The sequence below is a fragment of the Pseudomonas sp. 382 genome, from assembly GCF_002759075.1.
GTDB lineage: Bacteria > Pseudomonadota > Gammaproteobacteria > Pseudomonadales > Pseudomonadaceae > Aquipseudomonas > Aquipseudomonas vlassakiae.
This window is the reverse complement of the sequence record NZ_PEMX01000013.1, coordinates 89,863-102,817: the sequence shown is the minus strand read 5'-3', so window position 1 is coordinate 102,817 and position 12,955 is coordinate 89,863. Positions and strand designations below refer to the sequence as shown.

The window sequence follows — 12,955 nt, the reverse complement described above, 5'->3', positions numbered from 1 at the left end:
GCTTGCCTCCGCTTCTGGCGGGTCATTCCTTGGGGCTCTGCCCTTCGTCGTCGCGCTCCGCCATCTGTTGGTATTGCTTGCGCAAGGCATGCAGTTCGGCCGGGTCCATGTGTTCCAGGTCGAGCAATGCCATGTGCGCCTTCTGGGTGGTGCGCAGCAATTCGTCGATCTTGATATGGAGTTCGTCATTGTCGCGGTTCTGGGTGTTCTGGATCAGAAACACCATCAGGAAGGTGATGATGGTGGTCGAGGTATTGATCACCAGTTGCCAGGTATCGTTGAAGTGGAACAGTGGCCCGGTGATGCCCCACACCAGAATCATCAGGAACGCGATGCCAAACGTCAGCGGCCGACCGGTCCAGTTGGCCAGCCCCTGACAGAAACGGTCGAATTTCATACCGACGGACTCCTGTGCTGCATATCTGCTATGCGGTGGAATCGCCCAGGCCGGCAAAGTTCAACTCAGGGCGCCCGGCTTGCCTTCGATCATCTGCGCTGAACCCTTGCCGCGCTGCCCAGGTCGCACATTCAAGTGACGTGCAATGGAGCAGGCTATGAGGACAACAGCGTGAGCGATATCCGCATTGGTATTTCCGGATGGCGCTACGGCCCCTGGCGCAAGGACTTCTACCCCAAGGGCCTGCGCCAGGACAGCGAGCTGGCGTTTGCGTCGCGAGCCGTGAACAGCATCGAGATCAATGGCTCGTTCTACAGCCTGCAAACCCCTGAGCGCTATGTGAACTGGCGTGACGAAACGCCGGAGGACTTCGTTTTTTCGGTCAAGGGCCCGCGCTATATCACCCATGTGCGACGGCTAAAGGAGGTCGAAGAGGCTATCGCCAATTTCTACGCGTCCGGCCCGCTGCTGCTGGGGAACAAACTGGGGCCGTTCCTGTGGCAATTCCCGCCCAACATGAAGTTCGACGAAGCACGGTTCAGCCATTTCTTGGAATTGCTGCCCAAGGATCGCAAGGCTGCTCGCGCCTGCGCGCAAGGCTGTGCCGAGCGCCTGAAGGATAACGGTGGCACGGCGATCAAGGGCAATGCACGGTTGCGCCACGCCGTGGAGATCCGCCATGAGAGCTTTCTCTGCGAGCGCTTCATCAAACTGCTGCGCAAGCACCGCGTCGCCCTGGTCGTGGCGGACAGCGCAGGCAAGTGGCCCTATGTCGAGGATGTGACCGCCGATTTTGTCTACATGCGCCTGCACGGTGACGTCGAACTCTACAGCAGTGGTTACACGGCGCGTGCCCTGAAGCGCTGGAAGCAGCGCATCCAGGCCTGGGCCGCAGGTGGCCAGGTGGAAGATGCGCAACTGGTCGTGGCCAAGGCGCCGCCAAAACGGGCGTCGCGCGATGTCTACTGCTACTTCGACAACGATCAGAAAGTCCACGCACCCTACGATGCGCGGCGCCTGCTGGAAAAGCTCAAGCTCGATTACCACCTGCTCACCGAGCCAGGCGTCGAGCCGGAGGTGGCGCTGTGAACAAGACCCTGCCCTCGCCGCGCTGCATCATCGACAAGGTCACCGCCGTGCACCGGCTGAACGTGCTGACCATCAACGTGCACAAGGGCTTCACCTTGTTCAACCGCCGCTTCATCCTCCCCGAGTTGCGCGAAGCCGTGCGCGCCACCCATGCCGACCTGGTGTTTCTCCAGGAAGTCCATGGCAGCCATCAGCAGCACGCCTTGCGCCACCCTGCGTGGCCAGAGACGCCGCAGTATGAATTTCTCGCCGACAGCATGTGGCCGCAATTCGCCTACGGCCGCAACGCGGTATACCCGGATGGTGACCATGGCAATGCCCTGCTGTCGAAATTCCCGATCACTCACCATGAAAACCTCGACGTGTCGATCCAGGGCAACGAACAGCGCGGCTTGCTGCATTGCCGCCTGGAGGTGCCGGGGCACGAGCAGGTGCACGCCATATGCGTGCACCTGGGGCTGCGCGAAGCGCACCGGCAAAGCCAGGTGCAGCTGTTGCTGCAGTTGCTCGACCGGCTGCCGGCACAAGCGCCGGTGATCATCGCCGGCGACTTCAATGACTGGCGGCTCAAGGCCGACGCAGTGCTCTCCCGGCGCCTGGTGGAGGCGTTTGGCGAACACTTCGGCAGCCCTGCCCGCAGCTTCCCGGCGCGCCTGCCGTTACTGCGCCTGGACCGCATCTACCTGCGCAATGCCATGCCGACCAAGGCTCAAGTGCTGTCCATGTATCCCTGGTCGCATCTGTCCGACCATGCTCCACTGGCTGCGGAGATCAACCTGTGAACCGACCTTGGCTCGATGGCAACCGTATCGAACTGCTGATCAACGGCGAGCAGTATTACCCCCGTGTATTCGAGGCAATGGCCCAGGCACAGGAAGAAATCTTGCTGGAAACCTTCATCATCTTCGACGACAAGGTCGGCCAGCAATTGCAGGGCGTGCTGATCGATGCCGCCCGGCGCGGCGTAAGGGTAGAGGTCGCGGTGGACGGCTACGGTACCGCCGACCTGCCTGACAGCTTCGTGGCAGCACTGACCGATGCCGGTGTCAGCTTCCACGCCTTCGACCCGCAACCCAGGGTCGCCGGCATGCGCACCAACCTGTTCCGGCGCCTGCACCGCAAGATCGTGGTGATCGATGGTGCGCGGGCCTTTATCGGCGGGATCAACTACAGCGCTGACCACTTGGGCGATTTTGGTCCCATGGCCAAGCAGGACTATGCCGTGGAGGTGACCGGGCCGGTGGTGGCGCAGGTGCATGCCGCCAGCCGCAGGCTGATGGCTCCGGTGCTGGAGCCGCCCAGCGAGGTACGGCCGCAGACGGCACCGACCGGCTCGAGCAAGGCGGTGCTGGTGGAACGCGACAACCGCCTGCGCCGCACCGACATCGAAGCCCACTACCTGCAGGCCCTGCGCTCGGCGCGCCAGCGGGTGGTGGTGGCCAATGCCTATTTCTTCCCGGGTTACCGCCTGATGCGAGAACTGCGCAACGCTGCCCGCCGTGGGGTCGACGTCACCTTGATCCTTCAGGGCCAGCCCGACATGCGCTGGGTACGCGCCTTGTCGCGCCTGCTCTACAACTACTTGCTGCGCGACGGCGTACGCATTCGCGAATACTGCCAGCGACCACTGCACGGCAAAGTGGCGCTGGTCGACCACGAGTGGGCCACGGTCGGCTCCAGCAACCTCGACCCCCTGAGCCTTTCCTTCAACCTCGAGGCCAACCTGTTCATCCGCGACCCGGCATTCAACCAGCAATTGTACGAACACCTGCAGGCACTGGCAGACGAGCAATGCAAGCCGGTGACGCTGGAGCGCATGATCCGTGGCTACTGGTGGCGGGCACCGTTGATCTTCGTGTGTTTCCACGTTATCCGGCATTTTCCGCGGATCGCTGGCTGGTTCCCCGCCCACCGCCAGCGCCTGCGTTCGCTGCAGCCGGAAGTCGAGGCCGAAGGCGATCTGCATGAGGGGAACACCTGATGGCGCAAGAAAACTGGCAAATCTGGGGCAAGCGGTTGTTCACCGTGGCATTCCTGATCCTGATACCGGTGCTGCTGTACGTGCTTGCGCGCAACCTTGACTGGAACGAGGTGCGCCATTCACTGCTGGCCTACAAGCCGAGCACGCTGGCCATCGGCCTGGCCCTGGCGCTGTGCAGTTACCTGATCTTCGCCAGCTACGACCTGCTGGCCCGGTCCTACACCGGCCACTCGTTGCCCGCCCGCCAAGTGCTGCCGATAGCCTTCGTGTGCTATGCCTTCAACCTCAACTTCACCACCTGGGTAGGCGGTGTGGCCTTGCGGTACCGCCTGTACAGCCGCCTGGGCCTGGATACGCCAACCATCACCCGCATCCTCACCCTGGGCCTGCTGACCAACTGGATGGGCTATATGCTGCTGGCCGGTAGCGTGTTCGCCCTGGGCCTGGTCAAGCTGCCGGCTGACTGGGCGGTCGGGGCCGGCGGCCTGCGGTTGATCGGCGTGCTGTTGTTGGCGATCGCGATCGGCTACCTGCTGGCCTGCGGCCTGGCGAAAAAGCGCACCTGGCGCTGGCGTGAGCATGAAGTCACCCTGCCCTCGCTGCGTCTGGCCCTGTGCCAGGTTGCGCTGGGCGCCAGCAACTGGGCGATGATGGCCTTGCTGATTTTCTGGCTGCTGCCTGGCGAGGCGTTCTACCCATCGATCCTCGGCATCCTGCTTATCAGCTGCGTGGCCGGGGTGGTCGCCCACATACCCGCCGGCCTTGGGGTGCTCGAGACGGTGTTCCTTGCGCTGCTGCACGGGCAACTTGGCCAAGGCACGCTGGTGGCGGCGCTGCTGGGCTATCGGACGTTGTATTACCTGATCCCGCTGGTGGCAGCCGTACTCATTTACCTGATCCTGGAAAAGCGCGCCAAGGCCATGCGCCAGCGCGACAAACCGGCCTAGAGGGCCTGGGAGGTAATCATGCGCGTTCCTGCAATGATGCTGATGCTCGTCAGCCTGGCCAACGGCGAAGCCTTCGCAGAGGCTTGCGATGTGCTGACCCGCTCTTCCAGCGAGGCGGTGAAGCCCGTCGAGCAGCGTACCTGCTACAGCTTCAGCAACATGCCCGCCGAAGCCATCAACTGGTCGTGCAGCAACGAGAGCAAGGACATGCTCAGCACGGAAAAACACAAGGTGGCGCGTTGTGCCGATGGTAGCGTGGGCAGCTGCATTGCGCCGTTGACCCAGGAAACCCTGGCCAATCCCAAAGCGGCCGGGCAGGACCAGCCTTCATCGAGGCCGGCCCTGCCCAAGGATGCCAGGGTGATTACCTACTATTACGACACCCCGAGCCTTGGCCAGGCCCGGGCCGATTGCGAGCGTAACGAAGGCATCTGGCAAACCCATTGACCCGCCTGTCAGGGTGAGATCGGGTCGCTGGCCGGAAAGGTCTCATCCAGGGCATTGTCGACGTTGGTCTCCTTCGGCTGCTCCATATCGCCGCATTTGCAATCGGCCATCCGGCAGGGCTCGCCATTGCGGTGGCCGCTGGCACAGGCTTCGCAGCAGTAGGCTTTGCCGCCCTGCTGCACGGCGTTGGCGTCGACAGTGCAACTGCAATGGTTGCAGGCACAACGTTGCTCGTTCATGGTGTTTTCCCCTGTTCATCGTCTATGACGTCGTCTGTCCACGGCTCGCCGTCCAACGGCGCGGAGCGCGCCAGCTCCGCTTCATCGAGGCCAATGCCACCGCCGATCTCCTCGGCATCCACATGACGCAGGGTCTGGTCCGCAGGCCCGCTGCCATCACCCGGTTCATGGGGGTCGCGGGCACCGGTTTCGTCCAGCAGCGTGTCAGGGCTCAGGTCGTCATAGGTGACATTGTCTTCGTGCAAGCTGTCGCTCAACGCTTCCCCTCCGCTCATGCCACTTTCGGCAACGCGCCGGGGGGGAAACTCCTGGTCGACCTCCTGTGCAGGCCGCTCGTCACCTATCCGGCCCACGCGGTCATCGTTGCGGTCACTGAAGTCCAGCTCATGGACACTGCCCATGCGGTCTTGCGTGTCATCGATCTCAGTCGGGGTGTATGGCTTGGGGTCATCTGGTCCGGACATATCGGCTCTCCTTCTGTGGCTTACCTGCGGTCGACTGCGCCAAGCTGCGGATGATTCAGAGTTTTTTTGAACTACCGGGCGACTGGTCATCTCCCAACCTACAGACAGCGGATGATTCGGAGCCCGCCATGGCCAAACCTCTCGAAGAATACGAGCGCAAGCGCGATTTCAACGCCACGCCCGAGCCCAGCGGCAAGGGAGGCCGAGGCAAACGCGCTCACGCACTGCAGTTCTGCATACAGAAGCATGATGCCAGCCACCTGCACTACGACTTCCGCTTGGAACTGGACGGCACCCTGAAGAGCTGGGCGATACCCAAAGGCCCTTCGCTCGATCCAAAGGTGCGGCGCCTGGCGGTTCACGTCGAGGATCACCCGCTGGACTATGCCGACTTCGAGGGGCATATCCCGGAGGGGCACTACGGTGCCGGCGATGTCATCGTCTGGGACCGCGGGGTATGGGAGCCCGAAGGCGATCCTCGGCAGGCCTATGCCAAGGGCAAGCTGCGCTTTCGCTTGCAGGGTGAGAAGCTGGCGGGCGTATGGAACCTCTTTCGCACCCACCTGGCGGGCAAGAAAGAGCAATGGATGCTGGTCAAGTCCCACGACGGCGAAGCCCGCAGCGAAGACGACTACCGCATCGTCGAGGCGCAACCGGACAGCGTCATCAGCGATCGCACCCTGCATCCGCGTGCTGCGCCTGCAAAGCCGGCCAAAAAGCGCGCCGGCAGCGCGGTCAAGGCGGCGCTGCCCGATCGACTGCAACCCCAGCTGGCAACCCTGGTCGACTCGCCGCCAGCGGGTGACTGGCACTATGAAGTGAAATTCGATGGTTATCGCGTACTTGCCCGGATTGACGGTGACGATGTCCGCCTGTTCACCCGCAATGGCCACGACTGGACGGCCAAGATGCCTGGGCAAGTCGCGGCGCTGCGGGCATTGGGGGTGGATCGCGCCTGGCTCGATGGCGAGATGGTGGTCAACGACGAAAACGGCAAGGCCGACTTCCAGGCCCTGCAGAACGCCTTCGATACCGAGCGTGATGAAAAGATCTGCTACTACGTTTTCGACCTGCCGTATCTAGGATATCAGGACCTGCGCAAGGTGCCCTTGCAGGAACGGCGTGAGGCCTTGCGCCGCTTGCTCGAGCACAGTGAATCGGAGCTGCTCAGGTACTCGCAGGATTTCGACCAGCCTGTCGACTCGTTGCTCGACAGCGCTTGTCGGCTGGAACTCGAGGGCCTCATCGGCAAGCGCGCCGACAGCCCCTATGTCGGCCGGCGCAGTGCCGACTGGGTCAAGCTCAAGTGCAAGCAACGCCAGGAATTCGTGATTGTCGGCTACACCGACCCCAAGGGCAGCCGCACCGGCTTCGGCGCGTTGTTGCTGGCGTTGCATGACGACGACAGCGGCGAGTTGCGCTACGCCGGCAAGGTCGGTACGGGCTTCAGCGCCACCACCCTGGACAGCATCCTTGCCCGCCTCAAACCCCTGGAGATCGACAAGCCTGCCCTGCCCAAGCCGCCTACCGGGGCCGAGGCGCGCAGCGTACATTGGCTGAAGCCACAGTTGCTGGCTGAAGTTGCCTATGCCCAGATGACCCGCGACGGCGTGGTGCGCCATTCGGTATTCCACGGGCTACGCGACGACAAGCCAGCCACCGACATCGACCTGGAGCGCGCCATGCCTGGCAAGAGCGTACCCAAACGCAAGCAAGCCGAGCTGCCGGACGACCTCGGTGAACTGCGCCTGACCCACCCTGATCGCGTCATCGACCCCACTGTGGGTGCCACCAAACGCCAGGTCGCCGAGTACTATGCGGCAGTCAGCCAGTGGATACTGCCGCAGCTCAAGGGCCGCCCGGTCGCACTGGTGCGCGCCCCCGATGGCCTGGGCGGCGAGCTGTTCTTCCAGAAAAACGCCGGCCAGTTGCACATCCCGAACGTGGTCAGTTATGACAAGGCCGAGGCTGGCCAGGCGGCAATGGTCATCAATCGCCCCGACACATTGCTCGGCGCCGTACAGATGAACATGCTGGAGATGCATACCTGGAACGGTACCGACAAGGACTTCGACAAGCCTGACCGCTTCGTGCTCGACCTCGACCCCGACCCTGCGCTGCCGTGGAAAGCCATGCTCGAGGCCACGCAACTGACGCTCACCCTGCTCGACGAGCTCGGGCTCAAGGTCTTTCTGAAAACCAGCGGCGGCAAAGGCATGCACCTGGTGGTGCCGCTGACACGGCGTGCCGGCTGGGATGAAGTCAAGGATTTCAGCCACGCCATCGTCAATTACCTGGCCAAGTTGTTCCCCGACCGCTTGAGTGCCGTATCAGGGCCCAAGAATCGGGTCGGCAAGATCTTCATCGACTACCTGCGCAACGGCAAGGGTGCCACTACCGTCTGCGCCTACTCGTTGCGGGCGCGGGAGGGGCTGCCGGTTTCGGTACCGATCTGGCGTGAGGAACTGGGCCTGCTCAAGGGCGCCAACCAATGGCACATCGGCAACCTGCGCGAACGCCTGGCCGAGGTGGACGACCCATGGGCGCAGATGGGCAAGACCCGCCAAACCATCACCGCAGGCATGCGCAAGAAAATGGGGCTGGCATGAGCATCATCCAGGATTTCGACCTGAACAACCTCGATCGTTTGCTTCGCGACTTCTGCGAGCGACCACAACCCTTGAACCTCGACACGCAGCTGCCGCAACTGATTCAGGCGTTACGCGCCGATCAGCTGGACCTGCTGCCATTGCCTGGTCAGGGCAGCACCTTGCAGCGCTGGCAGACCCTGGCCCGGGTGGCAGGGTGCGACCTGGCCTTGGCCAAGTTGTATGAAGGGCATACCGACGCGATGGCGATATTGGCCGAATGCGGGGCCGCCCACCTTGTCGGCGACGGCATATGGGGCGTCTGGGCTGCAGAGCCGCCCGAAGCGCGCGCGCAGATTGTGGCGCGTGAGGGTGACAACGTGCGGTTGGCCGGCCGCAAGGCCTGGTGTTCAGGTGCGTTGCAGATCGACCGGGCGTTGATTACCGCCTGGGCCGAGGGTGACCAGCCGCAACTGGTGGCCATCGAACTGTCGCAACCCAGCCAGGGGCTGAACATCGAAAGCTGGCAGGCAGTGGGCATGGGCACTACCGCCAGCATCGAAGTGACCTTCGACAACTCCCCTGGCACTGCCATCGGCCGCCCCGGGCAATACCTGTCGCGCCCGGGGTTCTGGCATGGCGGCGCCGGTATTGCCGCCTGTTGGTACGGTGCAGCGGAAGCTCTTGCGGATTATCTGCGCGCCTACTGTCGCAACCCGCACCCCGACGTCCATGCCCAGGCCCACCTCGGCGCGGTCGATGCTGCCTTGTATGGCGCCCGCGCCGCGTTGCGCGAATGTGCGCAATGGATCGATCAGCACCCCGACGCGGATGCCAGTTTCGAAGTGCGCCGCACCCGCGCCCAAGTGGAGCAGGCGGTCGAACACGTCATCAACCACGTCGGCCGGGCGCTGGGCGCGAGCCCATTTTGCCGCAACAGTCATTTCGCCCGCCTCAGTGCCGACCTGCCGGTCTACCTGCGTCAGAGCCATGCCGAACGGGACCTCGCCGCGCTGGGCCAACAGGTAGCACAGGTGCCGGCAGGAGCTTGGCAACTATGAGTGAAGACCTGATCCAGGCCAGCAGCGGTACGCCGTGGTCTGCCTGGCAACACGCGGCCCACCTGGCCCGTGCCACCTGGATGTCCCCGCAGCAGCTCTGCCCACCTGGGCGCCGGCTGGTACTGGTCGCACCGCACCCGGATGATGAGATCCTGATGGCGGGCGGCCTGCTTACCCACTTTCGCGGCCGTGAGGCTGATCTGCTGATCATTTCCGCAACCGATGGCGAAGGCAGCCACCCGGGCTCGGCGCAGTGGAGCGAGCATCGGCTGCGCCGTCAACGCCCACTGGAGAGCCGGCAGGCCTTGGTTCAGCTTGACCTGGACCCCAACCGCCTGGAATGGCGCAGGCTCAACCTCAAAGATGGCGGCCTGCCCCGTGAAGAAGCGTTTCTCACCAACCACCTGTCCCAGTGCCTGCGCCCCGACGACCTGTTGATGGCGACCTGGCGAGGCGATGGCCACTGCGACCACGAAGCGGTTGGCCGAGCAGCAGCCCAGGCCGCTCTGGCGCGCAACGCGCAGCTGATCGAAGTGCCGGTCTGGGCCTGGCATTGGGCGCAACCGGATGACCCGCGCCTGCCCTGGCCGCGCGCCCACCGGGTGCAACTCGGCGAAGCCAGCCTGGCACGCAAACGCAAGGCGCTCGCCGCCCATGTCAGCCAGCTGGTACCAGACGGCGCGCAGCCTGCGGTGCTGCCTGCGCACCTGCAGGAGTGCCTGCTGCAACCTTTCGAACTGGTGTTCCTGTAAACGGAGTAGTCATGAGCCTCGATGCGCAGTATTTCGCCGATTTGTATGCCGCTACCGAAGATCCCTGGGCATTTCGCACCCGGTGGTATGAAAAACGCAAACGCGAGCTGGTGATGGCCAGCCTGCCGCGCCAATGCTATCAACGGGTGTTCGAGCCTGCCTGCGCCAATGGCGAACTGAGTGCGCTGCTGGCTGAGCGCTGTGCGGAGCTGCTGTGCCAGGACCTCGACCCCACCGCTGTGCAGTTGGCCCGCCAACGCCTGGCCGAGGTGCGCAATGCCTCGGTAGAACAAGCCAGGCTACCGGGTGACTGGCCTGGAGGGCGCTTCGACCTGATCGTGCTGAGCGAGGTCGGGTACTACCTGGACCCCACCGATTGGCTGCAGGTGATCGAGCAATCGGTCGCCAGCCTGAGCTATGACGGCGGACTGCTGGCCTGTCACTGGAAGCATCCAATCGCCGGTTGCCCGCAGGATGGCCGGGAAGTGCACCAGTTGCTGGCCAAGCACTTGCCACTGTTTTCGGTTTATCGCCATGAAGAGGCCGACTTCATGCTTGAGTACTGGTCATGCCAGCCCAGCGTGGTCGACCTGGATGAGACCTGCCCATGATCGGCGTGGTGATCCCCGCGCATAACGAAGCGCGGCGCCTGGGGCGTTGCCTGACCGCGATGGCGGCCGCCGTTGCATTGGCCGAACAGGCTGGCCACACGGTACGTGTACTCGTGGTGCTGGACCGCTGTGTCGATGCTAGTGCCCGGGTGACCGCCCGCTATGGTGTGGATGCGCTGGCGGTCGAGGCGGGAAGTGTCGGCATGGCACGCCGCTTGGGGGCCCTTTGGATGCTCGAACGCGGTGCCAGCTGGCTGGCCTGTACCGACGCCGATAGCCAGGTGCCGGCGCACTGGCTGCTGTCGCAGTTGGCGTGTGCGGCTGAAGTGGTGTGCGGCACGGTGCATATCGCCCGCTGGCAGCCTTGGCAACGGGCGGCACTGCGTAAGCTGTACCTCAGCCGCTATGAGGCACGAGAGGGGCATCGGCACATCCATGGCGCCAATCTGGGTGTGTGCGCGCGCGCCTATGAGCGGGTTGGCGGCTTTCAGCCGCTGGCGGCACATGAAGATGTGCAGCTGGTGCGCGATCTTGAGGCTGAGGGCGCACAGATCGTCTGGACTGCCAGGCACAGCGTGGCCACCAGTAGCCGCATCGACAGCCGGGCACGGGAAGGTTTCGGGGACTATCTGGCGAGTCTGTAGCTGCCTGTCCCGACCTGTTCACGGGAGAGCCCGTCAACAGGCCGGGACAGCATTCAGGAGGCTTTGCGCGGGCGCTTGGCGGGTTTCTTCTCAGGGGTTGCCTTCTTCGTTGCCTTGCCACCCAGGCTGCGTTTGAGCAGCTCGGTGAGGTCGATGATGTCGGCACCCTTCTCGGCGGCCCCACCTTCGCCCTTCTCGACTACGGCGATCTTGCCCTTGCTGGCCTTCTCTTCAACCAGATCCATGATGGTCTGGCGAAAAGCGTCGTGATACTCGTCGGGCGTCCAGGGGCCGCTCATGTCCTCCACCAGCCGCTTGGCCATGTCCAGCTCACGCTTGTCCAGCTTGCTGTCGGTCACGCTCTTGTCCAGCTCCAGCGTTTCCAGCCCCCGCACTTCCTCGGGCCAGCGCAGGGTGATCATCACCAGCGCCTGGTCAAGCGGGCGCAGCAGTGCCAGATGCTGACGCGTGTGCAGCACGACCGTGGCCAAGGCGACCTTGCCGGTATTTTCCAATGTCTCGCGCAACAGCGCATATACCTTGCCGCCGCGTTTGTCCGGGCTGAGGTAGTAAGGGGTATCGAAGTGCTGGAGCGGAATCTCGCTGGCTTCGACGAACGAGAAGATGTCGATGGTCTGGGTGGCTTCGGGGCGCGCCTTGCGAATCTCGTCTTCGCTGATGACCACATAACGGCCTTTTTCGTATTCCACGCCTTTGACGATGTTTTCCTTGTCGATGTCCTTGCCGGTCACCTTGTTCACCCGCTTATAGCCCACCGGCTCCATGCTGCGCTTGTCGAGCCAGTCGAAATCGACTCGCTCGGTGCGCACGGCGGTGTTGAGCGAAACGGGAATATGCACCAAGCCGAAGCTGATTGCGCCTTTCCAGATAGCCCTGGCCATGAGCGCCTCCTACGGTTGGCCGGGCTGGCAGTAGCGCAGCGTGCCGCAGCGCTCGCAGCAATGGCACTGCAACCCGGAAATTTTGACCTCAGGCATGGCGCGCCAATGGCAACCACGCAGCAAGCAGATAATGCTCATCCGTCACCTCCCTGCCCAAAATGCCGGGCCCTTTCATCAACTGACTGCCGGAGGTGCGGAAGGTTTATTCCAGTTGCGCCTCAGTGCGACTGGCTGAACAGCACACGTTTCAAGGCTTCGGCCGCCAGATGAACCTGCACCGCCCAATCGCCGGCAGCATCGCTGCCCGCGTCATCGGATATGTATTTCAGGCAGAGCAGCCCGATACCCTCGTCGCGGGCGATCCGGGCCAGCACATAGGCCTCCATGTCGACCACGTCGTAGGGCGCTTCGCCATGGCCGGTCTCAAAGCTGTCACCGCTGCCGCACACGCCCAATGGCACACCAGGCTGTACCAGACCATGCTCGAGCACGATAGGCAGCTGCGAAAGCGGCGTTTCATAGCGGGCGAAGCCGAGGGGTGTCGCGTCCATGTCGCGCTGTACGAAGCGGTTGCAACACACCACTTGGCCCTTGCCGTAACGTTGGCTGCCCGCCGACCCAAGGTTGACGATCAGACGCGGGCGCTGGCGCTGCAGTGCCTGGGTCAGCGCGATCGCTGCGTTAACCTTGCCGATACCGGTGAACAGCACATTGCAGCCGGCGAAAGCACTGCCCGCCTCGTCTTCCAGGGCGAAGACAAACAGGATGTCGTCCAGTGGGATGTCATGCAGCATGAGGGGTGTGGTCATGGAGTGGGTCCGGGTGGCTGGCGA

The 12,955-nt window shown here is 63.4% G+C and carries 16 protein-coding genes; 10 read left to right on the top strand and 6 right to left on the bottom strand.

What is annotated here, in order from left to right; genetic code table 11:
* Nucleotides 1–22 precede the first annotated feature (22 nt).
* On the bottom strand, nucleotides 23–397 hold the full coding sequence (locus CQW31_RS16705; RefSeq protein WP_054884499.1) for a low affinity iron permease family protein: 375 nt from the start codon (nucleotides 395–397) through the stop codon (nucleotides 23–25).
* A gap of 171 nt (nucleotides 398–568) precedes the next feature.
* Between CQW31_RS16705 and CQW31_RS16700 the strand changes: the two genes are divergently transcribed.
* Genes CQW31_RS16700 through CQW31_RS16680 form a run of 5 tightly spaced genes read left to right on the top strand, consistent with a single transcriptional unit; the run spans nucleotide 569 to nucleotide 4,861 of the window.
* Nucleotides 569–1,486: a DUF72 domain-containing protein gene (locus CQW31_RS16700; protein ID WP_099814951.1), complete on the top strand. Its 918-nt coding sequence runs from the start codon at nucleotides 569–571 to the stop codon at nucleotides 1,484–1,486.
* The gene (locus CQW31_RS16695; protein ID WP_054884501.1) at nucleotides 1,483–2,268 is read left to right on the top strand and encodes an endonuclease/exonuclease/phosphatase family protein; all 786 of its coding nucleotides are present in this window, start codon (nucleotides 1,483–1,485) and stop codon (nucleotides 2,266–2,268) included. Before CQW31_RS16700 ends, CQW31_RS16695 begins: the two co-directional genes overlap by 4 nt.
* A complete protein-coding gene (clsB, locus tag CQW31_RS16690; RefSeq protein WP_054884502.1) occupies nucleotides 2,265–3,467 on the top strand; it encodes a cardiolipin synthase ClsB in 1,203 nt (400 codons plus the stop codon). Before CQW31_RS16695 ends, clsB begins: the two co-directional genes overlap by 4 nt.
* Nucleotides 3,467–4,414, top strand: coding sequence for a lysylphosphatidylglycerol synthase domain-containing protein (locus CQW31_RS16685; RefSeq protein ID WP_099814950.1), 948 nt, complete (start codon nucleotides 3,467–3,469; stop codon nucleotides 4,412–4,414). The genes clsB and CQW31_RS16685 overlap by 1 nt, the downstream gene beginning before the upstream one ends.
* 18 nt (nucleotides 4,415–4,432) lie before the next feature.
* The gene (locus tag CQW31_RS16680) at nucleotides 4,433–4,861 is read left to right on the top strand and encodes a hypothetical protein (protein WP_054884504.1); all 429 of its coding nucleotides are present in this window, start codon (nucleotides 4,433–4,435) and stop codon (nucleotides 4,859–4,861) included.
* A gap of 8 nt (nucleotides 4,862–4,869) precedes the next feature.
* Here the strand turns inward: CQW31_RS16680 and CQW31_RS16675 are convergent, their stop codons facing one another.
* Both CQW31_RS16675 and CQW31_RS16670 read right to left on the bottom strand, forming a co-directional pair.
* On the bottom strand, nucleotides 4,870–5,100 hold the full coding sequence (locus CQW31_RS16675; protein ID WP_054884505.1) for a metallothionein: 231 nt from the start codon (nucleotides 5,098–5,100) through the stop codon (nucleotides 4,870–4,872).
* A complete protein-coding gene (locus CQW31_RS16670) occupies nucleotides 5,097–5,564 on the bottom strand; it encodes a phosphotransferase system, HPr-related protein (protein WP_099814949.1) in 468 nt (155 codons plus the stop codon). The genes CQW31_RS16675 and CQW31_RS16670 overlap by 4 nt, the downstream gene beginning before the upstream one ends.
* A 128-nt stretch (nucleotides 5,565–5,692) precedes the next feature.
* Between CQW31_RS16670 and ligD the strand changes: the two genes are divergently transcribed.
* Genes ligD through CQW31_RS16645 form a run of 5 tightly spaced genes read left to right on the top strand, consistent with a single transcriptional unit; the run spans nucleotide 5,693 to nucleotide 11,220 of the window.
* Complete coding sequence (gene ligD, locus CQW31_RS16665; RefSeq protein WP_099814948.1) at nucleotides 5,693–8,173, top strand: DNA ligase D; 2,481 nt, start codon at nucleotides 5,693–5,695, stop codon at nucleotides 8,171–8,173.
* Nucleotides 8,170–9,213, top strand: coding sequence for an acyl-CoA dehydrogenase family protein (locus CQW31_RS16660; RefSeq protein ID WP_099814947.1), 1,044 nt, complete (start codon nucleotides 8,170–8,172; stop codon nucleotides 9,211–9,213). Before ligD ends, CQW31_RS16660 begins: the two co-directional genes overlap by 4 nt.
* On the top strand, nucleotides 9,210–9,965 hold the full coding sequence (locus CQW31_RS16655) for a PIG-L deacetylase family protein (RefSeq protein ID WP_054884509.1): 756 nt from the start codon (nucleotides 9,210–9,212) through the stop codon (nucleotides 9,963–9,965). The genes CQW31_RS16660 and CQW31_RS16655 overlap by 4 nt, the downstream gene beginning before the upstream one ends.
* An 11-nt stretch (nucleotides 9,966–9,976) precedes the next feature.
* Nucleotides 9,977–10,576: a bifunctional 2-polyprenyl-6-hydroxyphenol methylase/3-demethylubiquinol 3-O-methyltransferase UbiG gene (locus CQW31_RS16650; RefSeq protein WP_054884510.1), complete on the top strand. Its 600-nt coding sequence runs from the start codon at nucleotides 9,977–9,979 to the stop codon at nucleotides 10,574–10,576.
* Nucleotides 10,573–11,220 (top strand): glycosyltransferase family 2 protein, encoded by a 648-nt coding sequence (locus CQW31_RS16645; protein WP_099814946.1) that lies wholly within the window; start codon nucleotides 10,573–10,575, stop codon nucleotides 11,218–11,220. Before CQW31_RS16650 ends, CQW31_RS16645 begins: the two co-directional genes overlap by 4 nt.
* Nucleotides 11,221–11,273: 53 nt before the next feature.
* On the opposite strand, the gene CQW31_RS16640 is transcribed toward CQW31_RS16645, so the two are convergent.
* From CQW31_RS16640 to CQW31_RS16635, 3 genes are all read right to left on the bottom strand, one after another.
* On the bottom strand, nucleotides 11,274–12,122 hold the full coding sequence (locus CQW31_RS16640) for a Ku protein (RefSeq protein ID WP_099814945.1): 849 nt from the start codon (nucleotides 12,120–12,122) through the stop codon (nucleotides 11,274–11,276).
* 9 nt (nucleotides 12,123–12,131) lie between these two features.
* Nucleotides 12,132–12,260 (bottom strand): PSPA7_2676 family Cys-rich small protein, encoded by a 129-nt coding sequence (locus CQW31_RS31965; RefSeq protein WP_262108595.1) that lies wholly within the window; start codon nucleotides 12,258–12,260, stop codon nucleotides 12,132–12,134.
* An 80-nt stretch (nucleotides 12,261–12,340) separates the two neighbouring features.
* Nucleotides 12,341–12,931, bottom strand: a complete 591-nt coding sequence (locus CQW31_RS16635) for a nucleosidase (RefSeq protein ID WP_054884513.1) — start codon at nucleotides 12,929–12,931, stop codon at nucleotides 12,341–12,343.
* Nucleotides 12,932–12,955 lie beyond the last annotated feature (24 nt).